Below are 23,819 nucleotides of genomic sequence, written 5' to 3'. Positions count from 1 at the left end.
TAACCTCCGATACTCTCGGTCAACTCGCGAAAAACAGGCCCGCGTGCAGGCCGAAACGTAGATATTCGTCCAGCCGCAGCCTGAGATTGGCCTCGCGCTGCGGCTGAAAGAGAGCGTTGAGCACGCCGATCTCACTGTCGTTGTCGCCGCCCGCGCGGATTGCGAGGCTGGTGGTGCGCCGAAGCTGCGCATAGCCCGGATCGCCGTAGCGCAGCGAAGTGAACAGCGGCAGCACCGAAGGTGCCGCATCATCAGGCACGCAATGGAATCTACGCGGCGTGATCGAGCCGGGCGGCACGTAGCAGAAGCGGACGCAGCCTTCCTGGCGGCGCTGGACCAGCACCGGCGCCATCCACGGGTTTGCAGGCTTCGTGTCGAGCTTTGCGTGGAAGATGGTGTTGGAGGCGAGCTTCAGCAGTTTGGTGTGGACCTTGCCGATGATAGTGCATTGAGCGACGGTCAGTTCGGCGCCGGCGCCCCCCGCATCATCAGCGGCAAAGGCGACGTTCTCCGGCGCCCCGGCATCGATGATGCAGTCGGTCAGCGTTACCTCGGCATCGGCAACCGCCTGGATCGGACCGACGATGCAGCGCTCCAGCGTGACCTTGGCAAAGCGGTGTTTGATGATAAGGCTCGGCGGACTCGGCAGCGCCATCGGACTTCCGTTGCCCTTGAGCGTGAGCCCGGGCACCAAGGTGCAGTCGCGCAGCACCAGCTCTCGCAGCTCGACATCGGCGGGATCCGCGAGCTGCAATGTGCCACCGGAAATCACGAGCCCATCGAGTGTGAGCCGGCCGCGTGCGCCGATGTCGAGCGTGATCTTGCCACTTGCCGCCAGCAGCGGCCGGGTCTGGTCATGTGCGGCAACGACAACATGGTGCGGCGTCGCGTTGCCGAGAACATCGTCCACCCTGAACGTCGGCGTCTCCTTGTAGGTCAGACTGTCGCCGATGATGAGGCGGCCACCGGTCCTGATCAGGTCGAGCTTGGCCTGCCACGCACCGCCGGCATTGACAGTTTGCTCGTTGCCGATGTCGCCCTCGGGAGGGATGCGTGGATATTCGCCACCGCCGATCTGCCGCGCGGTGCCGTAGTGGAAGGTCGCCAGCAGCGGTCCGTCGGCGGCTGCGCCAAGCAGCACGCGCCCGCGCTCGGGATCGAAGCCGATGGTGCCCGCCTTGACCTGCGCCTCATGCGCCCAGCCGATCACGTTGCCGCTACCATCCAGGATGTCGCGGAGATCGCAGACGCGTACCTTGGCTGTGGGGACCTGGGGTGGCTGGTTGCCTGGCTTGAGGAACACAAGGCTCTCGCCGTCACCGTAATCGTCGTCGTGTTGTGCGTCCGGCTGCGCGGTTTTCTGCGCCGTTTGCACCGCCATGGCCATCAGACGTACCGACAGCGGCTCCGGCACGTTGATGGGTTCGGCGAGATGGGAGATGTCGGTCTCTGCCTGCGCGAAGCGGAACAGCTGCATGTCGGCGCCGAGCGGATTGAGGCGGAATTTGCGGCCGCTTGCGTCGCCTGCGTCCGGCGTCAGCGGCACGGCCGTGAGAGACAGCGACAACAGCCGCCACAGGAAGATACCGATATTGGGGACGTTGTAGCGCCCGGCGCCGGTCTCCGGCCGCCGCATCTCGGCGGTGTGCGCAATGCTGTTGAAGGCGCCATCGCGCCGGAATAGCGCGGCCGTGTTGCGCAGGTTGCAGGTGGCCGGCGCATACAGCCTGATGTGCTTCATGTATTGCGTGGTGGCGAGCTGCTCAAAATGTTCGACCGCATGGGCCGGCCAGCCGGTCACGTCATGCGCGAGCTCCTCCAGCATCAGCGCGGTGCCCTTGCGGCGGCGGAACGCGATGGTGTCGGCGACTTCGGCACGCGGTGAGGTCAGCTCGCCGCCGAGCCCGCGCAGCGGCCGGTAGCCGATGAGGTCGCCGATGTAAGGCGTGACCCATTCGGCGCAGGTTTCAATGAACTGGTCGTCGTAGAGCTGGTCGACGGACTCTTCCAGCGTGGCGAATTCACGGGCAAAAGCCGCCAGCAGAGCCTGAAGCGGGCCAGCCGTCGCGGGATCGCCTGCCAGCGCGGCATCGCGCAGCCGATGCAGCGCCGGCATCAGGCCATAGAGCCGTTCAGGGGTGAGGCTGTTCATGCCATCTCCTCCAGCAGGTCGAACGGCGCGGGATTCAATGTCAGCAGCTCGCTCGGCTTCGCCACTCCCTGGTCGACATGCATGCGTGACGCGAGCAGGCGGGCCTGGTGCGACGGAATGGTCTGGGCGTAGGGCGTGGTGCCGCCATAGAGCTTGACGAGGTCAACGGCGACAACGCCGGGCGTCGCTTGCGCCGCCGCGATCGCGTCGGATTGCTGCACCGCCTGGCCGAGCTCGCGTGCGTCGAAGGCGAAGTGCGCGCGCAGGGCTGCTTCGACCGCGGCCAGCACGGTCTTGGCGTCGAAGTCAGGATCGCGCTTGACCTTCAATCCGATCCGGAAGGTGCCGGGCTGGTAGGGCAGCAGCGCCACCGCGACATGCGGATCGCCGCCGGCCTTCAGCGCCGCGAGCAAATTAGTCCACAGCGGACTTGCTGAATTGACGGGCGCGCCGGGCGGCCCCGCGATCGTGATGGCGATGGTCTTTCCGCGCGGCAATTGCAGAACTTCCGCGTGTGCCTTGGCGATACCGGTGAAGGCGCGAGCAAAGTCCTCATAGTCGAGCACCGAAACCACGCGGCCGAGCGTGCGGGCGCCGAGTGGAATGCTCCGCCGCGCAGCATCGGCCGGCTCCGGATCATTGCCGCCTTCGGCGGCAAGCGGGTTGCTGACGCCCTTCAGCCCGAGCGGACGCGACAGCAGCTGGCTCAAGGTCTCGGCGCGGACATTGCCGGCGATACCAATGCCTTTGCGATAAGTGGCGCGGACGTTGTTCAGCCCGCTCGGCAGCCGCGCGCCGCTGGCGCCGTCGCCGAATTTCACGAGATTGCGGCCCTGCTCGTCGACATCGAGCGCAAAGGCGTGATCTGTCGCGGCTGCACCGTACAGTGTCGTGCGCTCATGCCACTTGATTTCGCCGATCCGCAGCGTCAATTCGCTCGCGGCACCGCTCTCGTTCGCAGCGGCGCGATAGGTCAGCGGCACCTGCTTCAATTCGAACCGCTGGAACGGCTGTGCCGCATCGCCGGAGCCAAGGATCTGCGTCGCCGTCTCGCCATGCGAGGCCGGCACGATGTTGCCGTGAACGACGACGCTGCCGCGGTCAAGACTGCCGGCAAGCGGCGGGTCGATCTGGAGCTTGCAGCGGTTGGCATCCGCGACCTGGACAGACACCAGCTTTGCCTGCACGACCACGGACTGGCCGTCGGAGACGCGATTGCCGCGCACGATCAGCCGCCGCCCGGCGACGAGGCCATCGGCGCCGATTGCAACAGGGATACTGTCGCCTGTAACCGCATCGTCGACGGCATAGGGTGCGAGCGTCAGCTGCTCTGACTGCACGAAAGCGGTGCAGAGGCGGACTTCGTCCTTGTAGGCATCGTAATTGGCACCGCGCAACGACAGCCGCGTCACCTTGCCAGCTAAGGCGAATTGGGCACGGGAGATGTCGGTTAAGTTGGACACCTGATAGAGATCGATGGAGGAGGACAGCTCGATAACGTTGACGTCGATTTTGCTGGAAGCGTTGCTTTTGGCTAGCGCGGGAATGGTGAGCACGGCGTAATCACCGACACGCACCTCCGGGTAGATCGTATCGAGGTCGATGCTGCCCCCGGCCGTCGAGATCGAATAGTCCGGCCACTCGTCATTCACGGATGTTCCGGGATAGTTCGCTTGGAACTCGTTCGACATCGACTTCCACATCGGCGCGTTGTGGCCGAAGGAGGCGGCGCGCTTGCGCAGTGCGTACACCTTGGAGCCCTGTGTCGCCTCAACATTGGTAAGGCCGACACGCCAGGTGATCTTGGTGCGATCGAAATCCGATTGCAACTCGACACTGTCGATGAAGCGGAAGTCCCAATTGGCGTCATTTTTGCCCGGATCGAAGGCGTCGCCAACGATCAGCAACGCATCACCCGGCTTTAGGTTGTTGCGCTGGCCGGCAAGGTACATGACGGTGTCGCCCTTGCCCGGCCGCCGCGTCTCCGCCATCCACGGCCGGATCGCGTTCCAGGCGGGCCGTGCGGCGTCCAGCCGTTCGACGGTCTCGAAGGTCTGCGGCTTCTCGCCCGGCCCCGGCACGCTCTGCACCTTGGTGCCGATCTCGATCGACACTTGCGCGGGAACGCCGGTGACGAAGCTGCCCGGCTCGGGCGACAGTCTTGGCGGTGGCACTGGCGGCGTTTCCAGCGTGAAGGCGAGCCACGTCTCGGCGGCGACACCCGGCCGCAGGCGGTAGCCGATCAGCCGGCCCATCTCCTGGAGCGAGACGCGCTCCAGCGCGGTGCGAAGATAGGATTCGTTGGCGATGCGCTCCTGGTAGAAGGTGAGCACGTCGGCGGCGCAGGCGAAAGCATCGATCAGGCCGATGGTGAAATCATCGTCGGTCCGGCTTTGCAGCTTGCCGAGCGGTGCGAACGCGGCAGATGACAGCGCGGCATGCAGGCTGTCGCGGAATTGCGCGTAGTCGCCGATCCGGTAGGCGATGCTTGAGAGGCCGTAGCGGTTCGAAATGCCTTGGGGCGTGTCGGCTTCGACGCCGGCGCAGCAGCCGCAGCTTTCGCTGCCGGCAGGCAAAGCGGGCGGCTTGATGACCGGGACTGGTATCGTCATTTGCCGCCTCCCGCTTCGATGATGAGCCGGCCGCGCTCGCGGAAACTCGGATTGTTGGCGAGCTGCGCGATCTCGAGGCTGCCGATCGGGATGACCTCGTCATCCAGCGAGGTCGCGATCGGCGAAATGAACCGCTGGAATTTTTCCGCCTGCACCGCCTCGACGCCCTCGACCGCCTGTGCGGCTGCGATGATGCGGCTGAGATAGACGGGATCGCCGAACGAGAAATTATCGGGATGGAACAGGCCGAGCGTGCCGTCGGGCAGCACCGTGCTCGACAGCACCGCACGCACGGCCTGCGCGACCTCGGCGCGGAAATAGTCCGGCTTGACGCAGACGTGCAGCGTGACGTCGAGCGGCACGTAGCGCGGCGGCCGCACATCGAGATCGTAACCGGCCATCCTGAACCGCTCGAGATGGTTGCGCAGCTGTGTGGCGAAGGGAGCGTCGACCACGCCGCCGCCGAAGCGGTCGGGCGTCACGAACACGGTGTACCAGCTGCCGGTCCAGCGGAATGTCGCAGCCGCGCGCTGCACGTCGACACGCCGTTCGGTTGCAGCAGCGTAATCGGCCGCTGTCACGGCGCGCTCCTGGGTGCGGAAGGCCTGCGGCGCATCGCGTCGCGCCGCCTCGATGTCCTCGGGCTCGACGCCGCCGGATGCCGGAAGCGGATTGCGGACGGCGACGAACGCACCATTCGTCTTGCGGACGATATGCGCGATCGCCTCGGCGCCGACATTGCCTGCCGTGCCGTTGCCGATCCGGTAGGTCGTGGTGAACGCGGTATCCTCTGCAGGCCGCTTGCCGAGCAGGCCGTCGCCGAACCGCAGCAGAGCACGGCTGTGATTGTCGATCTCGACCACGACGTGCGGGGCGTTACCTGCGCTGCCCGTGAGGTCGCGCTGCGGCAGCCATTGCTCGGTGATGCCGGCAACCTGCCCCGTGAGATCGACGATGGCAGGCGTGGCGTCGCGCGGCGACAGGAGACCGAATGCGCTGGCCGGCCACCACGGCTTGTCGTTGCTGAAGGTAACGGCGAGCAGCGCGCCAAGATCGAAGCACTGCGTCAATGGGCTGTTCGCGAGCACCGGGCGGAAGCGCGGCGGCAGCATCACCTCCGGGGCCGACGTGCAGCAATTCCCCGGCGGAGACAATGCCTGCTTTAACCTGGCGCGCGGCATCGTGCCGAGTTGCTCGGACGGCAGGGTACGGCCGTGATCGACCAGCACGATGTTGCCGCGGGCAACGCTGATCGCGAGTTCGGGGCGGTCTTCCACGGTCAGGCACAGCGGGAAGGGCAGCGCATCGGCCTCGCTCCAGACGATCTCGGTGACGTCGATGGGGCTGTCGACCGGCGGCTCGTCGAAGAGCCCGCCGGATGGATCGCTCGCGAGCACGATTTCGGTCAGCCGCACCGCCCAGCGATGCCCGGGATCGGCATCATCAGCAGACAGCGTGGTCGGGCTGATGACCTCTTCGAAGATCAGGATGTCGCTGATGGCGAGTGTGTCGATATGCCCGCGCAACGTCGCGCGCGTGGTGCCGCGCGGCAGGCAGCAGCCGTTGTTGCCCCAGGCGTAGAAGGCGAGGCTGTTCTGCTGCTGGTCGAGCACGGCGGGCGCGACGGTCTCAAAGATCTCGGCGCCGCCATCGATCGCATCGGTCAATTCATGCGAGCCCGGCGTCAGCACCAGTTCGAGCCCGGGGACGCGGGTGAGCAATTGCGTGCCCTTGTCCAGCGCGATGGCCTGCCCGTTCACGTCGAAATGCACGAAGGCACGCGCGTTGCAGCCCTCGTGCAGACGATAGTCGACCAACCGGGCATGGCGCCGCACCGAGATGCGTTGCCGCGCGGTCGCGAGATAGGCCTCGTTGGCGATCGCGTCCTGGCGGTAGGCGAGATTATCGGCGGCGTAGGCGAGCAGCTCGACCAGGGTCACGCCGAGATCGGCTGCGGAGCGCTCCTGCCAGCCGGGAACGAGTAGGCTGAGCCGGTCAAGCATAAGTCGGCGAAAACCCTGATAGTCGCGCGCGAGATAGTCGATCTCCGGCTTCGGGCGCGGGACCGGGGGGCAGGCTGCGGTCGCGCCGCAATCATAGTCCGATGGGCACTCGATCTTGAAGGTGAAGTCGATCGCCGACAGCTTCGGATCGTAGCCGGCCGGCGGCAGGGTTGAGCCAGAATTGGCGAAGATGCCGAAGCTGTAGATCGAATAATCGCCGCTGTTGTCGGTGCGGACCACCAGCGTGCGCGGGAGATCGTCGACGGTGTCGACCAGCCCCGGCTCGGCTTGCGCCGGCAGCGCATTGGCCGGCGCGCACCAGACCACACCGACGGTCGCAATACGTTCACCGCCGGTGATGCGCAGATTGTCCGAGGAGAGCGTGAAGCCGGAGTGCAGCAGCCGAACCAGCAGGGTCTGTTGCCGTGGCGCGCCGGGCGGGGAGACGAGGTCGAGCACCTCGGTGAATTCGATGGCGTTGGCGCTGCCCTTGGCCTTGAGCACTTCGAGCCGGCGCGGATCGCAGCAATGTTGCTTCATGCCGCGCCCCCCGGTACCGCAAAGCTCGCGAGGTGGCCGGTGCGGTCGGCGAGCACCACGTAGCGTATCTCGACGCGCAGCACGGCATCGTCATTGATCACCTCGACCGAATTCACGGCGATCAGGTGGGCGAGATGCTGGTGCAGCGCGGCCTGGGCCAGCATCTGCGTGGTCGCCGCGAGCGTCACCGAATTGGGCTCAAACACCAGCGCCAGCAGTCCGGCACCGAAATCCGGCCGCATCACCCGCTCGCCCTGCGCCGTGAACAGCACCTGCTCGATCAGGTCGCGGATGTGATCAGGGCGATCGGTCGTGGCCGTGCGGCCGCGATCGTCGAAATGATAAGGGAAATCGAGCTCGTTGCTCACCTCATCCTCCCCTCAAGTGGCCAGCACGCGCATCTGCGCGACCACAGGCAGCAACGGCGTGCCCGTCGGCGTACAGACCGATTGCCCCATCATGGTCGCGGCCGGCACGCCGCCGATCATCACCCGCGCCGCGCCTACCACCATCTGCGCGGTCACGCAGGGCGGCGCCGAGCCGGTCAGCGAGCAGCCTGCAATCGCGTACGGGCTGGAGAGATTGACCGCAGGCTGGCCGGACAGCATCACGCGCGGGAACGGCGACATCGGCATCGCCTGTCCGGCATGGCTGCACAGCACGGTGGCGCCAAGATGCAGGACGGGAGCAGGCATGTGTTCCTCCTAGATCACGGTGAGCGCGCCGAGGTTCACGTCGACGCTCGGCCCGGTCATGGTGATGATCGCGCCCTTGCCGTTGGAAATGGTGATGCCGACATCGCTGACCGAGATCATCGCGCCGGTGGTGGTCTGCATCAGGATGCCGCCGGTCGGCCCCGGCACGTCGCTGATGGTGAGGCCGTTCTTCAGCGGGGTTTGCAGGGTGATGCCGGGCACGCCGGGCGGCACCGCATGCGCCAGCACCGGCACTTCGGCCGCGCTGCCCCAGTAGCATCCGACCCAGATCGGATAGTCGGAGTCGCCGCGCTCGAACTCGATCCAGACGCCGGCACCGATGACGGGTACTGCGAAGAAGCCGGCATTGATGCCTGCGGTCGGTACGCACGGCATCGCCCAACTCGTCGGGATGACGGCGCCGACATCGGGCACCATCACCTGGATGCGACCGATCTGGAGCGGATCGATGTTGTTGATCACCACCGCGCGATATTTCCCGAAAAGAGGCGCATCGCTCATGTCGGCACCTGCGGCACGGTCGAGATCAGGGCGTTGCGCGCAAGCGAGAACGACTGCTTGTAGGAGCCGCGCTCGATCTCGTGGGTGACATTCTTGACGTAATAGAGCCCGTCATACGGCAGGCCCGCGCCGCGCACGCCGACCAGTTGCCGCGACTTCAGCAGGCGGCCGTATCTGGCAACATCGAGTTTGCCGTTGCCGAACACGCTGTCGCTGTGCTGGCTCGCATAGGCAAGTCCTGCCATCAGCGCCTGCGGCGCGGACAGATGCGCGGTGTTGGCCAGCTTCTCGATCTTCGGCGGCAGCGGCGGCACCGCGCCGAGTGGCGGACTCATCGGCGTGATGTCGGGGATCGGCACCGGGATCGGCGCCTTGCTGTTGCTCTCCTGGAAGAACACGATCGGCATGATCTTGCGTTCCTTGTCGAAGTTGAACGAGATTTCCTCGACATTGGTGAGCGCATCCATGTTGGTGGTGAGCGCTGCTTGCGGCGCGCCGAAGCGGATCTCCGGTCCCCAATAGGCCTTCGAAGCACCGGGCGCCGGGCCGGCCTCGAGATAGAAGACATAGCCGGCCTCGCCCGCGAGCTTCTTGACGTAGGCGTAGTCGCTGCCCTTCTGCTGCGGGATCTGCTGCACCGGTATCGGGGGGATGTCGAGCACGCTCGGGATCACCATCGGGATTACGCCGAGGGCGGCATATTTGGCGAGGATCGCGAGCACCCGCACCGAGGGCGGCATCGCCGGGAAGGGCAGGCCGGGCAGCTCGATGATGTCCATCAGCGCCGACATGTCCTTGCCCTTGATCACCAGCTTGCCGACGCCGCCGCTGCCGGGCTGGGTCTCGACGTTGGTGACCATGCCGTCGATGATGGATTCGGCCGTGCCGTTGATGGTGACGATCAGCACCACGCGGAGCAGCGGCGGAAGTGCGCCGCCGCCGGCGAGCAGGAAGATGGTGCGCAATGGCGAGCGCACCGGCAGGTCGAAGGTCAGCTCAAAGCCGCTCTGCGCATCGCCCGATCCGATCTCGATCTTGGCGTGGGTCAGCGTCTCCAGCACCTCGCGCGGCGCCGGTACCGGCGAGGGGCCGATCTGGAGCGAGAGCTGGACGCCGCCTTGCATCATCGGGACTGGTCTCCTTACAGCCCGTTCGGACGTGGGATCTGCACGCGCTCGCCGGGCGTGTCGGTGAGATCGAACGGGTCGGTCACGACATTGGCGTCGGCGACCCGCCAATACAGTTCGGGATCGCCGAGCGTTGCCGAGGCGAGTGTGTCGGGCCGCTCGCCGGCATTGACGATGTGTTCGCCGGCGATGCCGATGTCGCGGCCTTGCGGGATGAAGCGGCGCAGCACATAGGCCACGCCGGGATCGTCGGCGCTGCGCTTCAATCGTCCGATGGCCGTGCCGTGGTAGCGGCTATTCGGCGCGAATGTATTGTCCGGAAACGCGCCGGCATCGATCAGCATCTGGACGGGATCCGAGGACATCTTGTGCTCCGTCAGGGCAGGCTGGAAAGGCCAAGCGAGGCGAGTGACGCGCCGCCGGTCAGGCCGGCGAGCGTCTCGCGGTTGCGCAGATAATTAAGGAAGATGGTGCCGCCACGATGGGTGAAGCCGAGATCGTCGGTGCTCATCACGTGAAGGCCGAGTGAGACCTTTGCGCGGATCGGATTGAGCGCGGGGTCGAAGGCTTCCTCGACGATGGAGAACTCAGCGACGCGCACCGGCGCGACCCGGTTCTTGCTCCAGACGAACAGGGTGAGCGGTGCCTCCGGGGGGAGGATCTCGAGCGTGCCGCCATTGGCTTGGCTCGCGACGTTCAGCAGATCGTCGACGCTGGGGTTGACGAGCGCCTCGAGCACCGCGAGCTGCGGCGCGATGCCGAAGGCGACAGCGTTGGCATGGGCATCGGGATCGGAGAGTTGGTCCGTCGCATCGATCTCGGCATCGAGTTTGATGGTCTCGATCGCCGGGCCCTTCAGCCGGAACGGCTGTGCCCGCCCGCCGGCCGAACCGTCGCCGCCCGTGCCCTGCACCTGGTAGCTGCGGCTCAGCGTATCCGGATTGTACTGAAGCGCGATCTGCCTGCGCACTGTGCCGCGTCCCGGCGCGAGCACGACCAGGCCGCCCTTGATGAGTTTCGGTGATGACGTGAGGCCGGTCATGTCAGCCTCCGATCTTCGCGACGTCGCCCTTGAAGTAGGCGGCATAGAGATTGCGGATGCCGACGACGTTGACGAGCTTCACGGCCTCGGGATAGGAGGCGTAGCGTCGCTGCGAGGCCGGCTGCACCACGATGGGTTCGAGCTTGGCGATCTCCGGCCCCTCGACCGCCTCGCGCAATTCGCGCTCCTTGACCCGCGGCGCGACATGCTCCCACACGATCTCGTCGAGCAGCGAATCGACACCCTCGATCAACGTGTTGTACTCGTTGGACTGGCGGCCGAACGTCTTGGCGAACTCGCCGTATTTGTCGGCACGCAGCGTGTGAATGTATTCGTGGATCAGCGTCTGGAACATGTCCCAGAGGAATTCGCGATCCTCCTTCGGCGTGGCCTTCTTGAATATCTGCAGTCTGACCTCGCCGCCGCTGGCCGAGGCGACCCAACCGCGCTCGATATGGTTCAGCGTCTCGACATTCTTGCCGGCGAACTCGTCGGCGAGCTTGTCGGTGATCGTGGCTTCGTCATTGAGAGGTTTCTCGGTCTTGTCGAACTCCGGCGAGGCATTGAACTTGCGGTTGATGCCGCGGATCTGGCGGTTGGCCTGGAAGAAGTAGCGCATCATGCGTTGCGCCTTGGCGAGCCTGTTCGCTTTCTTTTCCCTTTCATCCTTTCCCTTGGCAAGCTCGGCCTCGGTATCGGCGAACTGGTCGTGGATCTGGCCGCGCGTCTTGGCGGTATCGGGCGTCAGTTCCGGATGCGGCTTGTCGTAATAGTCGCCGAAAACCTTGTCGGTTTCCTTTTTGCTCGCCTTGCCGATTCGCCCGAATTCGCCGAGTTTGTGCGTCTTGCCTGGGTTATCGTGTACGGTAGGGCCGTGGTCCTTGACCGTGAGGTCCCAATAACGCTGGATCATCGTCGGGAGCCAGTCGCGCAGCGCATCCTCGTACTTCTTCTTGCCGGCATCTGACTTGTCGAACGACAGCGCGACACCACCGGAATCGACGTTGACGTCGGGCTTCAGCGCCTTCTTGATCTCGTCTTTGTGTGCGGCGTCCGGCGCCACCGTCTTGGAGAGATCCTTGCCGCTGGTCGTGAGCGCCAGATCGCGGGAGACCTGCTGGAGTACGCGGTCGTAGTTGTCCAGCGTCTTCTTCGTGCCATCGACCTGAAGCGTCAGATCGATCTTCGTGTCCTGGTCGGTCGCGGCGCCGAGCTGCTCGTTCAGTTCGACGAGCTTGCGTCCGAGCTCGGTGCGATGCTGGCCGAGCTCCTGCATCGCCTTGTCCCGCAGCGTCGGTTCGAGCGCGAATATCTCGGCGCCAATGCTGTCGACCTGGTCGGGTTCGGACGCCGCGTCGAGCCGCAGTTTGACGTCGGCTGCGTCGTAGGCGAAGAGCGGCGCTCCCTTGCCTGGCTCTCCCTGCGGCTCGACGTCACCTTTGGCGACGGCGTCGCGGCCGCCACGGAAGCGGGCGGCGAAAAAGCGCTTCAGACTCTTGTACTCGTCGCCGTCGATATCGGATTCGAGGTCGGAGACGCTGAGATCGCCTGAACCGAACATGATCTGCAGTGCGGCGATGTCGCTCAGTTCGAGCAGGTCGAGAATGGCTTGCTCGTCGTCATCGAGCGTCGGGCCGTCCTGCATCTCCTGGATCAGCAGCGCCTTCTGGATCGGAGTGAGCTTGAACTTGCCCTCGCCCGCCTTCCACCGGCGAACGATGGCGCGCGCTTTGTTGTCGCTGTCGAAGCTGCCTTGGTGCTTGTTGTCTCGGGTGATCTTGTCGAGATAGCTGAGCAATTCCTCCTCGCCGAAATTGCCCTCGGCACCGAAGAATACGGCAATGGACTCATACCAAGCGAGCCGCTGCACGGCGGCTGGCGGTGTGGTCGCGCCGCGCTGTTGCACGACATGGGCGAGCTCGTGTGCGAGAATGTGCCGGCCGCGTGGCGTTTCCGGAGTGTAGGCACCGTGGCCGAACACGATATGCGCGCCGGCTGTGTAGGCGGTCGCCTGGATCGCTCGGGCCGAGGCCGCCGCCGGCGCGTCGGGATGGATACGGACGTGGCTGAAGTCGGATCGAAACTGCCGCTCCATCGTCCGTCGGGTCGCGCCGCCAAGCGGCAGGCCGGACGATCCGACGGCCTCCGACACTTCGGCCGGCGCAGCTCGGCCCTCCCGGTGGGAGGTGCGTGACAATGGCGACAGCGTAGGGGGCCGATCGCCGGATCTCAGCACGTCCCCGGCCGCGTGCTCGGCTTCGGTCTCGAAGCGGTCGCGGTTCGGGCGAAGCTCGAGTGAAGGCGCGCGCGGGGGCGCGAACTGTTTCGGGAGCGCCTTAGGTGCAGCATGCATGGTCATGGTCGGCCTCGCGAATTATCCGCGCGAGGGGTTGCAGTCAGCTCTGTCGCGATCCGATTGGCGACCACGCGCGGCGCATCGGCATATGCAGGTGCGGCCTCGTTGGCGGGCCCGGAGAGCCTGTGTTGCAGGGCATCGCTGATTGCGTCAGCTAGCCCTGCAGCTTCCGAGCGCCGTGACGCATCGACGACGAGACGTCCGATCCGGACCTCGATGCCGGCATGTTTCATGGCGCGGCTCCAGGCAGTGGCCGTTCGAGCTTGGAGAATTCGGCGCGTACCGCGGCATTGATCGCATCCTGCCCGATCGGTCCGCCCCCGGCCGCGGCGTGGAAGGCGGCGTTGAGCGCAATGGCGCGGATGTTGCCCCCGGTCAGTTGCAGCCTGGCGAGGCCCGAGAAATCGACCTCGCCGAGCGGCGCATCGGCGGGGAATTGCATCCGCCACAGTTTTTCGCGCGCTGCGACGTCGGGGTAGGGGAACTGGATCACGTAGCGGATGCGGCGCAGGAAGGCGCGGTCGAGCGCGCTCTTCATGTTGGTGGTGAGGATGACGAGCCCGCGATAGGTCTCGATCCGCTGCAACAGATAGGCGATCTCGATATTGGCGAAGCGGTCATGGCTGTCGCGCACCTCGCTGCGCTTGCCGAACAGCGCGTCGGCCTCGTCGAACAGCAGGATCGCGCCGCTGGTCTCGGCGGCCTCGAACAACCGGCTCAGATTCTTCTCGGTCTCGCCGATATATTTGCTGACGACGCTGGCAAGATCGACGCGGTAGAGATCGAGCGCTGCGGCGCCGGCGATCGCCTCGGCGGCGTAGGTCTTGCCGGTGCCGGATTCGCCCGCGAACAGCGCGGCCGTTCCGAGCCCGCGGCCGTTATGCGCGGCAAAGCCCCAGTCGCCATGGACGCGCGACCGGTGCTGCAATTCGCCCGCGATGGCGCGGAGCTGCGCGATCACGACGGGCGGTGCGACCAGATCGTCGAAGGCGACGCGACTGTCGATCCGCTGCGCGAGAGCGTCCAGCCCGCCGCGGACCGCTGCGCGGCAGAGCTGCCATACCGCGGGTTCCAGCAGGGTCGGCTCACCTCGTGTCTCGGCCAGCGCCTCGGTGACCACCAGGCGCAACTCGGCGGCGGGGACGTTGAACTGCCGCAGTGCCGGACGCAACGCGGCTGTGAGCGTGGCGGCTTGCTCGCGCGGAAGCCCGCGCAAGGCTGCGACCTGACGCGCGGCCGCAGGGGCATCAGCGACCTGGAGCCGCAGCATGCGCCGCTGCCGCAGTCGCGACAGGCGAGCCGGCTCCGGCGCGTTGAGCACGATCGCGGGTCCCATCAGGTGGGCGAGCATCGTCACGGCATGCGTTTCGGCATCGGTGGCGTCAGAAGAACGGTCGAGCTCAAGTACGATGACGGCGTCAGACAGCGCGGCCTCGCGGTCGAGCAGGCAGGCCATCTCGGCGATCTCGCGCGGATCGTGCGGCAGGTCGCAGGCGTGCAGCCACAGGCCGTTCGCACCGAAGCCGACGAGCGCGGCGCGCGCGAGGTCGCGCTGCGGCTCGATCTCGCCGCGGGCATGATTCAGCGCGACCAGTGCCGCCGCGCCGGAGCCGAGAGCGTGTGCGATGGTGATTGCGAGTGGCGCATCGAGATCGCACGGTCCGGCGGCCTCGCAGCGGGCGAGCCGGATCAGGCGGGCATCCATGGCGGCGACGCCGGTCAGATAATGTAGTACGCGCTCGTCGATCTGGATCGACCGGCGCGGCGGTGCGTCGCGGCCATCGCACGCGATCAGGCACCAGCGCCGCAAAGGTCGCAGCGGCGACAGCGCATCCCAATGCGGCCCGACCAGGACCTGCATGGCGAAATTGAGTGTCGGCCGCATGCTCGGGACAGCGTCGGGCGTTTGTGCCATCGCCTCACTGACGAGGCGGCGCAGTGCGCTGTCGAGCTCGACACCGGCCGCAAGCAGAACGACCTCGCGTTCGAATGGCGACAGGCCGAACAGCTTTGTCAGTGTATCGAGCGCGGGCTCGAAATCATCGTCGCAGTCCGGCAGAGCCGGATCGGCGTTTGCTGACGTCTCACCCAATTGCCGCGCGAGGCGCAGGCGCAGCATCGAAAGCTGTGCCGCCAGCCATTGCTGGTTGCGGCTCGCCCAATCGAGCTCGGTTCGCGCTTGCGGTCTGTCGTGCATGTTCATGGCGGCACGACCAGGGTCTGCGAGGCGTCGAAGGCCGGTGCGTCGCCGCTGAGATCGAGCAGCAGGCTGTCGACGCCGTCGACACGCAGCCGCGCCGGATAGGCGCCGGCGGGGAGGGTCGGGGCGAAGTCGAATACCAGCGGATCCGTGGCAGCAGTGCGCGGATTGGCGGCGGCTTCGACCGTGCCGAGCACAAGTCTGGCGCGCTGCCGCGGCTGCACTCGCGGACGCGAGAACAGGGTGGCCGTGACGCGCAGCGGCGCAGTCTTGCGCAGCACGGTCGCCGCAGGCAGCGAAAGCGGAGCATCGGCGGCAATGACCAGGGCGGGCGCGATGATCAGCGCCACCGCATTGGTCTCGCGTTCGTTGGCTTCGCCCGCCGGCAGCAAGCGCAGCGTGAGGCTCCATTGTCCCGGTGTGAGCGTGGCCTGCGCGGCGGCATCGTTCGGCAGCGTCACGGTGAGCTCGGTGCCGTCGTCATTGGGTAGGCCCGGCACCAGCTCAAAAGGAACCGGAAACAGCGGGTGTGCGAGCCGCACATGAAAATTGCCGCCGCTGAGGCGGATGCCGGTGAGAACCACGGGCTCGCCGAGCCGTGCGCCCGCCTGGTTCTTCTGCGGGGTTGCCGCAAACAGCGTCGGCAGCGGCGGCAGCAGATCCGGATTGACGACGACGCCGCGGTCGCGCTTGGTCACGGGATCGACGATCCCGCGCGACAGCACCGGCAGCGGCGAGACCGCGGGCCTGGTGGCCTCGATCAGCACCACCGACACGACATAGGCAGCTGACGGTCGATAATGCGACTGGATCGCCGCCCACAGTTTTGACATCTCCTCCGGCCCCATCACGGCCGGCGTGATCTTGATCAGCTCGGCCTGGTCGGCGAGGTCGGCGGCGGCGAGCGCCTGGAACGCCGGCGGCAGCATCGCGATGTCGAGCGGATTTGGATTGAGCGCGCGCTGCACGGCAGCGCGGTCGAGCACCGGGCGCTCGTGCAACAGATGCATGCCGTAGCCGAGCAGGATCTCGGCCTGGCAATCGACCCGGGCATAGGCCGTGAGCAGATAGTGCAAGTCGAGTGCGAGCGGTGCATTGGTCAGGCGCTCGCCGCTGCTCGAGGATCGCGACGGCAAGGCTTGGTTGCGCCAGCCCGCGTTGGGCGTCACCTGATGCAGGAACAGATTGAGCCGTGGCAGTTCCTCGGCGCTGGTGAGGTCGATCGTGTCGGGCGCAACGGCGCTGACATTGACCGTACCGCCGACTGCGGGCCCGGCCTCGATCAGCCCGTTGTCGAGCAGGTTGCGCAGTACCGCGCTGACCGCGCCGATCGCAAGCGGTGAGCTCATGCGCGGCCTCCCGGTCCCGGGCGGCGGAGATAGTCGGACAGCGATACCGACGGCTTTGGAGCAGGTCTTGTGGTGCGGGCGGCACGCGGCGGCTCCGATGAGCGAATGTCGATGCGGTCGATCGTCACCTTGATCACGGGTGGCATCTCGTGCCGACGCTGCGCCTGGCTGGCGAGCACGGCCTGGCTGAGCGGGGGCGCGGGCGATATTGCGGCCCCGTTTCTCGACTGCGGTGCATCTTGCACGGCCATATTGAGCGGATTCGTCATGCGCTGCGGATCGCGCGAAGCGACGGGCGGAGCGGCATCGCCAAGCGATATCGACGACGTGTCGTTCGGTTGACGGGGCAGAGCAGCGGCAATTTTCGCCGTAAGGCGTAGGGGAGCCTTCTCTTGACCAGGCTCGGCCCGTTTGGGCTGCGGCGCTTGTGCCTCCGTGACGGGATCATCGGCATTGGTCGCGTCCGGCATCGCCGCTTGCGGTGACGCCGCCGGCTGCCCTTCATCCGGCCATGTCTCGCGCGCCGGCGCATCGTCCGTCCGGGGCGGACCAGCAAAACGCGGCGGCAGCGCAACGCGTGCCGCGCCTGCGATCGCTTCGCCGCGACCGAGGCGCGCGAGCTTTTGCAGGAGGCCCGTCATGACGCGCCCGCGAGTTGCAGATAGGCGGCGCGGCGGACATGCGGCAGCGCCAGCACCTCGGCTTCGCTCCAGCCATATTCGCGCGCGAGCGCGTCGACTTCGAGCAGGCTGCGCTCGGCCGCCGCCTGCACTTCGGCCCAGAGCGCCGGCGCGATATCGATCACGGCCTGCCAGGCGTGACCGCAATCGGGGCAGTCTAGCGTGAAGGCGAGGACCGCGCCGGGATCACAACGTTCGAGCTCGGACTCGATCTTGTTGAGTGTGTCCTGATCAAGCGGTATCGCCGACGAATCGCCGAGGCAGCGCGCGAGCAATAACCGGGCCGCAGCCGCGGAGTCGGAAGCCGCGGCGAGGCCGGCGAGATCGGACAGAACCGGCAGACGCAGCATCAGCTCGCGGCCACCGATCGCGATGCGGCACGGTGCGCCATCAGTCGGTGGTGCAAGTCCGTCCGCGAGCACTGCGCTGTCGGCCATGAACTCGCAGTCGGTGTGGCAGATGGGACAGGCGGCGCGCAGCCGCCAGGGCGCGCCGAACAAACGCGTGCGCAAGGAAAGGAGCGCTGCATTGCCGGCGCCGATCGAGTCCGTCGCCGCCGCGCCGGCCGCCGCAAGCAAGGCATCGTCGCGCTGGCGCCGCGCGCGACCGGCGGCCCGGTCCCACAGCGCCAAAATATCCTGTTCGCGTCGTGCTGCGGCGGAGTGCATGCGCTGCCTCAGGCCGGATCGCTGAAGGCAGGCTCCGACGGCTCGGCGACGGCCTCGTCGCGCTCCCAGCCCTCGTTCTCCAGCTTGATGTGCTGGATCGCCACCGCATTGGCGTTGGCGTCGAGATCGGGCAGCGACTGGTACTCCGAGACCCAGCAGCGGAAGATCTTATAGGCGAGCGCGACTTGCCCGGCTTCGTTGTAGACCTCGAGAATGATGTCCTTGCGGAAATCCTTCAGTGAGACCTCGACGCCGAGGCCCGCACCGAAATGCCAGACCTTATTGGCCCATTTCTCGAATTCGGTGTCGTGAGTGACGCCGCGGTCCAGCGTGATTGCCTCGAACTTGCTGCGGCCGGGTGATTTGCGCCCCGTGGAGGGATCGCCGCCCTCGCGGTGCTCGACCACTTCGGTGGTGCGCTTCAATGCCGACACCTTGCTGATGCCGGCGACGTAGCGGCCGTCCCATTTCACCCGGAACTTGAAGTTCTTGTAGGGATCGAAGCGCTGCGGATTGACCGAGAATTGTGCCATTTGCTTGCCTCAAGTGTTCTTTGCCTCAGGTTGGGATGTCGCCGGCGATCTGCTGGATCTTGATGACGACGAACTCGGCGGGCTTCAGCGGCGCGAAGCCGACGATGATGTTGACGATGCCGAGATTGATGTCGGCCTGTGTCGTGCTCTCGCGGTCGCACTTGACGAAATAGGCCTCGCGCGGCGAACGGCCCTGGAACGCGCCCTGCCGGAATAACCCCTGCATGAAGGCGCCGATGTTGAGCCTGATCTGCGCCCAGAGCGGCTCGTCATTGGGCTCGAACACCACCCATTGCGTACCGCGGTAGAGGCTCTCCTCCAGGAACAGCGCCATACGCCGCACCGGCACGTATTTCCATTCCGAGCCGCGGTCGTTCTGGCCGTGCAGCGTGCGCGCGCCCCAGACCACGTTGCCGTAGACCGGCAGTGTGCGCAGGCAATTGACGCCGATCGGATTGAGCTGGCCGTTCTCGGCATCGCTCAGGGTTAGCGCGAAGGCGACACCGCCATTGACGCCGGCATCGGTGCCGGCCGGCGCTTTCCAGACCCCGCGCGTGGCGTCGGTCCGGGCGTAGACGCCGGCGACGAAGCCGCAAGGTGGAAAGTCGCGCACGACGCCGGATTGCAGCGGGTCGGGTTGCATCACCCAGGGGTAGTACAGGGCGGAGAAATTGCCGTCTGGGCCGGTCAGGCCGGCCTCGCCCGCGCTGCCGCTCATGTTGGCGACTGTCTCGTTCTGGAGGCTGTCGACGATCAGGAAGGCGCGCCGGGCGTGGCAACGCTTTTGCAACTGGGCCAGCGCGGCTTGGTTTGCCGCGATGTTGGTGAGACCGGGGACGCAGACGAGGTTGAACAGGTCGATGCGATCGACGGTTCCGCCGGTCGCAAACAGCGGATCGATCGCGTTGACGAAGGAGCCGTCATTGGCGAGAAGGACCGTGCCGTCGAGGCCGCCCGTAAACGGCTTCGTCGCTGGGCCCGGTACGTTGGTCGATGCCGTGGTCAGCTTGTCCATGAAGGCGGAGCGGCCGTTGACGACATTCGGCGCCCAGCGTGGATCGGCCTTGTTCATCGACAGATCCTGGAACGTCTCCACGATGTTGGTGCTGGGCGACGGGCCGATCACGTCGAGCCGGAAGCGGGTGTTGTCGTCGGCGCGCAGCGTCAGCGTGACGCTGTAGGAATTGGCCCACAGGCCCGGCGAATTGGCCTGGATGCCGAGATCGTTGATCGCGCAGCTCGCGACCTTCGCGTCGTTGGCGGGCGTTCCCGAATTGAACAGCGCAATCCGCACGATGTAGGCGTCGCTGCCGCCATTGTCGAAGAACTGGCGCACGGCGTAACCGAGATGGGCACGGCGGTCGAGCCCGCCATAGGCGCGCTCATAGTCGGCGAAGCTCGATATGCGTACGGCGCGGTCGGTGGGGCCGCGCGGCGCCCAGCCGATGAACAGCGCGATCGACGTTGCCACGCCCGAGATCGAACGCACGCCGCTGGGGGTCTCCTCGATATAGACGCCGGGTTGCAGAAGGGCTGAGGGCATGTCGGCTCCTGTGATTTGGCGGTCTGTCTCGCTCGGTCAGATCGCAACGTTGGTCTTGCCTGGCCTTCGCGCGCGCCGTTGGCGCGGCTTGCGCCTGGGTCCGGGCGGATCGCGGATCGCCTCCGACAGCGATTGCGTCGTGATCTCGGTGATGGCAGTGCGATGCGGGCGTAGTTCGTAGAGCGTACCGCTGTCGCCGCTCGCGACGATGGTCACGACCTTCATCCGCGGCCGGCTGCGCAAAAGACTTGCCAGGCTGTCGCGCTCGTCCGGGGCCTTCTGTGCCACCACGATGACGTCGGCGCGGGTGCGACGGGCTTCCGTTGTCAAATTGGCGCCGTCGCTCATGCCGACCACGGACAATGCCGGATCTTTCGCGACAACATGCTCCAGAATATCGGTCATCAGCCTCGGAAATCCTGCAATGAGGATGCGTCTCTGTCGCAATGGCCACCTTTGTGACGAGCCTTGCACAGGACGCGGCGGCGCGATTGAGCCAAAGGGTTCAGCGAGGATGCAGGTGATGGTCCGGACCAGGTGCGCGGCGCGGCAATGAGAATGTCGCGAACGGCGACGCGGCGTGTCGCAGCGATCCGCAGTGGTGCGGGATGCCGGCCCGCGCCGGACCAGAGGATCTAGGCCGAAGGGTCTAGCGAGGCTGGGCCCGCGACGATGCGGGCGCCGGCGCGCCGGCCGCGTGCAGATGCTTGCTGATCTCGCCGCGGCGGCGGATCTGCAATTTGCTGAGCACGTTGTGCATGTGGTTCTTGACGGTCGAATTGCGGATCCGCAGGGCTCGCGCAATCTCCTTGTTCGACAGGCCCTCACCGACGAAGCGGATGATTTCGTGCTCGCGCGGCGTCAGCGTGTCGACGCCGGCGGCGGGTTCTCGCGCGACCGTCTGGGCGGAGAGCAATGCGAGCCGGCCGAACAGGGCGGCAGCGACCTTGGGCGAGCATACCAGCTCGTCGCGCATCGCATTGTGGATGGCGGCGACGACATCATTGATCGAGCCGTCGCGCAGCACGAAGCCGGATACCCCGGCCTCTGCGCAGGCGAGGATGTCCTGCTCGACCTCGGCGACCGCGATGGCGACGACCTTCAGAGCCGGCGACAGCGCGCGGCAGGCTACCGATTGCTGCAAGCCGCGCGACGTCGCGATATCGACCAGCAGCACCTTTGCACCGCTGTCAACGATCTGCTCCGGCGGGGTCGCGAGATCGCCGTGGCCGGTGATGCGTAAGCATTCCTGCCGTGCCAGACACGAGTTCAGGCCTTCGCAGAGCAGCCGCACGTCGCTGAGGATAAACAGGTGGATCGGCACGACACCACCGCTATCCGGCACCGTGGGCGTTCGTGCTTCATGTGCAATGGCAAGGTGGAAACGCGGCGGAGCGAGCTGCCCTGCCGGGAACGACGTATTGGACGACATGCCTGCCTCCGATTGCCAACTTACAACCGTGTTTGCCGCCGCGCCCAGTTGAAAGTCACCAAGATCAAAAAGTTGTATCTTTAGTATCTTTCCCCTTGAAATTGAGTATCGCGCTTTTTGATGCCCCTGACAAGCATCCACATCACAGGCGGTGTTGTCGGGGCATTTCGACGCATGTGAAGCGGTCGAGTTGACAGAGATGAGTACAACTGTCCGGCGATATGCTCAGGGCTGCTCGCCTCAGGCGACCACCTTGGCGGCAGGCGTCGCGGCGCCGCCGAGGCGCAGGCGTTCTTTTGCGAGATAGCCCCCAATCGCGTCGCCCGGCATGGGCTTTGCGAAATAATAGCCCTGGATGTAGTCGCAACCGAGCCGGCGAAGGCTGTCGAGCTGGGCGCGGGTCTCGACGCCCTCGACGACGCAGGCGATCTCCATGTCGTCGCACAGGCCGGTGAGCGATTTGATGATCTTGTGGCTGACCGGATTGTCGTTGATGTCCGCGACGAAGCTGCGGTCGATCTTGAGCTTGTCGAGCGGCAGCCGGTGCACGTGGCTCAGCGAGGAATAGCCGGTACCGAAATCGTCCAGCGAGATGCCGCAGCCCATCGCCTTCAACGCGGCGATCGACTGCTGTGCGCGCACGAAATCGAACGTGACGGCGGTCTCGGTGATCTCGAAATCGATCCGGTGCGGCGGCAGCCCGCTCTTCTCGACGATGGTGATCAGCGGCAGGATGCCCTCCGCCGAGCAGACGTCGTGTGCGGAGAGGTTGAACGACAGGCGGATGTGGTCGGGCCAGGTCTTCGCCGTCGCGAGCGCGCGAACCAGCAGCGCCTGCGTCAGCGGCCGGATCAGGCCGATGCGCTCGGCGGCCGGGATGAAGTCCGCCGGGGACACCAGGCCGAGTCGGGAGCTGTGCCAGCGCGCCAGAACCTCGAAGCCGGCGGTATGCTCGCTCATGGCGTCCACGATCGGCTGGAACACCAGGTCCATCTCGGTGCTGAAATCGGCGATGCGCAGCAGGTTCTCGATGACGCCGCGGCTGCGGATCTCGGCCTCGAGTTCGGTCGAGAAGATCACGGTGCGGCCGCGCAGATGGCGCTTGGCGTGGTAGAGCGAATAGTCGGCGCATTCATAGAGTGCTTCCGCCGTCGTTGCCGATTGCGGGAATAATGCGAAGCCGGTCGAGCAGGACAGCCCGGTGTGAGCCGTGTCGACCTGGTAGGAAAGCTTGACCTGGTCGCCGATGCGCTCGCCGAGCCGGAGCAGATCCGTGTCGTCGGGATCGCCGCAGACGACGAGGCCGAACTCGTCGCCGCCGAGCCGAGCGAACTCGACCCGCTGCGGGCCAAAGCCCTCGCAGACTTCGCGGATGCGCCGGCCCGCCTCGATCAGGACACGGTCGCCGACCGAGTGACCGTAATTGTCGTTGATCGGCTTGAAGCCGTCGAGGTCGATGATGCCGACCGCGACGCGAACGCTCCTGCGCTCGGCATCGGCGAAGGCGCTCGACAGTTCGGCGAAGAAGCGGCGGCGGTTCGGCAGCTCGGTGAGGGAATCGAGATTGGCGAGGCGGAAGTTCTCGTCCGAAAGCGCCTGGGTAGCCGCCTGCTGCGCCAGCAGCGATTTGCGACTGGCGACGAGGTCGGCGAAGTCGCGATAATAGATGAACAGCACCGTCACCATCGCGCCCGAGACCAGCAGATTGTTGACCGCGATCGCCTTCAACGTCGGCTCGCCGGTGGCCCAGAAGAACAGCACATAGGGCACATCGACGACCAGCGTCACGATCAGCGCCGCCGAGCGCAGATGCATCAGCGAGAAGATGCATCCGATCACGGTCACGGCCATGTAGAAAGCGACCTGGCTCTTGGCGAAGGGATCGCCGTAAGGGTAGAGCGCGAACGACCAGGCGGTGAAGCCTGCGCCGATCGGCAACGTCATCCAGTTGGTGGCGCGCAGATTGCGCAGGATATCGGCGTCGCTACGCACGAGATGACGCTGGCGCAGCCACCAGAAGGTCCGAAGCGCTGCAGCCACGGTCAGCACGCTCGGCACGATCATCGTCAGCCAGTCCGGCGCCACGTTCACATAGGTATAGGCGACGGCGATCGTGTTGCTCATCAGAATGAAGTAGAGCAGCGGGATCTGCTTGGAGAAGGCGTCGAACTGCGCGCGCGTCAGATCCGGATCTGTCGGCACGCGGAACAGCCGCATCGCGGTGGCGAGGTGAGACTTCAAATTCGCGACAGGCATTGCAATACGCGCCCCGGATCCCTTCAAGAACGGGGGCGATCTTGCACGGCGGGGGTAAAGGGCGCGTTAGACGCGTTCCGCGCGGAAAGGCCAGCGCAGGTTGCACGCT

The 23,819-nt window shown here is 66.0% G+C and carries 19 protein-coding genes; all 19 read right to left on the bottom strand.

All coding sequences use genetic code 11. The annotated features are described in order from the left end of the window. Positions 1-19 precede the first annotated feature (19 nt). Complete coding sequence (locus IVB29_RS24205; RefSeq protein WP_247505907.1) at positions 20-2,152, bottom strand: YmfQ family protein; 2,133 nt, start codon at positions 2,150-2,152, stop codon at positions 20-22. Continuing rightward, a complete protein-coding gene (locus IVB29_RS24200) occupies positions 2,149-4,764 on the bottom strand; it encodes a putative baseplate assembly protein (protein ID WP_247505906.1) in 2,616 nt (871 codons plus the stop codon). Before IVB29_RS24200 ends, IVB29_RS24205 begins: the two co-directional genes overlap by 4 nt. Continuing rightward, positions 4,761-7,307, bottom strand: coding sequence for a putative baseplate assembly protein (locus IVB29_RS24195; protein ID WP_247505905.1), 2,547 nt, complete (start codon positions 7,305-7,307; stop codon positions 4,761-4,763). Before IVB29_RS24195 ends, IVB29_RS24200 begins: the two co-directional genes overlap by 4 nt. Next, complete coding sequence (locus IVB29_RS24190) at positions 7,304-7,675, bottom strand: GPW/gp25 family protein (RefSeq protein ID WP_247505904.1); 372 nt, start codon at positions 7,673-7,675, stop codon at positions 7,304-7,306. Before IVB29_RS24190 ends, IVB29_RS24195 begins: the two co-directional genes overlap by 4 nt. 12 nt (positions 7,676-7,687) lie before the next feature. Then, complete coding sequence (locus IVB29_RS24185; RefSeq protein WP_247505903.1) at positions 7,688-8,002, bottom strand: hypothetical protein; 315 nt, start codon at positions 8,000-8,002, stop codon at positions 7,688-7,690. 9 nt (positions 8,003-8,011) lie between these two features. Next, entirely contained in the window at positions 8,012-8,524 is a 513-nt protein-coding gene (locus IVB29_RS24180) for a phage baseplate assembly protein V (RefSeq protein WP_247505902.1), read from the bottom strand. Further along, positions 8,521-9,651, bottom strand: coding sequence for a hypothetical protein (locus tag IVB29_RS24175; protein WP_247505901.1), 1,131 nt, complete (start codon positions 9,649-9,651; stop codon positions 8,521-8,523). Before IVB29_RS24175 ends, IVB29_RS24180 begins: the two co-directional genes overlap by 4 nt. Positions 9,652-9,665: 14 nt before the next feature. Beyond that, positions 9,666-10,016 carry a Base plate wedge protein 53 gene (locus tag IVB29_RS24170; RefSeq protein WP_247505900.1) on the bottom strand — a complete coding sequence of 117 codons (351 nt, stop codon included), beginning with the start codon at positions 10,014-10,016 and terminating at the stop codon, positions 9,666-9,668. An 11-nt stretch (positions 10,017-10,027) separates the two neighbouring features. Then, positions 10,028-10,693, bottom strand: coding sequence for a hypothetical protein (locus IVB29_RS24165; protein WP_247505899.1), 666 nt, complete (start codon positions 10,691-10,693; stop codon positions 10,028-10,030). A gap of 1 nt (position 10,694) precedes the next feature. Next, on the bottom strand, positions 10,695-13,052 hold the full coding sequence (locus IVB29_RS24160; RefSeq protein WP_247505898.1) for a DUF4157 domain-containing protein: 2,358 nt from the start codon (positions 13,050-13,052) through the stop codon (positions 10,695-10,697). Between the two features lie 226 nt (positions 13,053-13,278). Beyond that, on the bottom strand, positions 13,279-15,252 hold the full coding sequence (locus IVB29_RS24155) for an ATP-binding protein (protein ID WP_247505897.1): 1,974 nt from the start codon (positions 15,250-15,252) through the stop codon (positions 13,279-13,281). Then, entirely contained in the window at positions 15,249-16,598 is a 1,350-nt protein-coding gene (locus IVB29_RS24150; protein WP_247505896.1) for a DUF4255 domain-containing protein, read from the bottom strand. The genes IVB29_RS24155 and IVB29_RS24150 overlap by 4 nt, the downstream gene beginning before the upstream one ends. Then, complete coding sequence (locus IVB29_RS24145) at positions 16,595-17,239, bottom strand: hypothetical protein (RefSeq protein ID WP_247505895.1); 645 nt, start codon at positions 17,237-17,239, stop codon at positions 16,595-16,597. Before IVB29_RS24145 ends, IVB29_RS24150 begins: the two co-directional genes overlap by 4 nt. Further along, positions 17,236-17,946, bottom strand: coding sequence for a hypothetical protein (locus IVB29_RS24140; RefSeq protein WP_247505894.1), 711 nt, complete (start codon positions 17,944-17,946; stop codon positions 17,236-17,238). The genes IVB29_RS24145 and IVB29_RS24140 overlap by 4 nt, the downstream gene beginning before the upstream one ends. Before the next feature lie 8 nt (positions 17,947-17,954). Beyond that, complete coding sequence (locus IVB29_RS24135) at positions 17,955-18,479, bottom strand: phage tail protein (protein WP_247505893.1); 525 nt, start codon at positions 18,477-18,479, stop codon at positions 17,955-17,957. A gap of 25 nt (positions 18,480-18,504) precedes the next feature. After that, positions 18,505-20,022, bottom strand: coding sequence for a phage tail sheath subtilisin-like domain-containing protein (locus IVB29_RS24130; protein WP_247505892.1), 1,518 nt, complete (start codon positions 20,020-20,022; stop codon positions 18,505-18,507). Between the two features lie 36 nt (positions 20,023-20,058). Continuing rightward, a complete protein-coding gene (locus tag IVB29_RS24125) occupies positions 20,059-20,427 on the bottom strand; it encodes a hypothetical protein (protein ID WP_247505891.1) in 369 nt (122 codons plus the stop codon). Between the two features lie 244 nt (positions 20,428-20,671). Further along, on the bottom strand, positions 20,672-21,454 hold the full coding sequence (locus IVB29_RS24120) for a response regulator transcription factor (RefSeq protein ID WP_247505890.1): 783 nt from the start codon (positions 21,452-21,454) through the stop codon (positions 20,672-20,674). 240 nt (positions 21,455-21,694) lie between these two features. Further along, positions 21,695-23,710 (bottom strand): EAL domain-containing protein, encoded by a 2,016-nt coding sequence (locus IVB29_RS24115; RefSeq protein WP_247505889.1) that lies wholly within the window; start codon positions 23,708-23,710, stop codon positions 21,695-21,697. Between the last annotated feature and the right edge of the window lie 109 nt (positions 23,711-23,819).

This window comes from Bradyrhizobium sp. 1 (genome assembly GCF_023073315.1).
GTDB lineage: Bacteria > Pseudomonadota > Alphaproteobacteria > Rhizobiales > Xanthobacteraceae > Bradyrhizobium.
The sequence above is the reverse complement of the archived record's forward strand: the minus strand, read 5'-3'. Positions and strand labels throughout refer to the sequence as shown.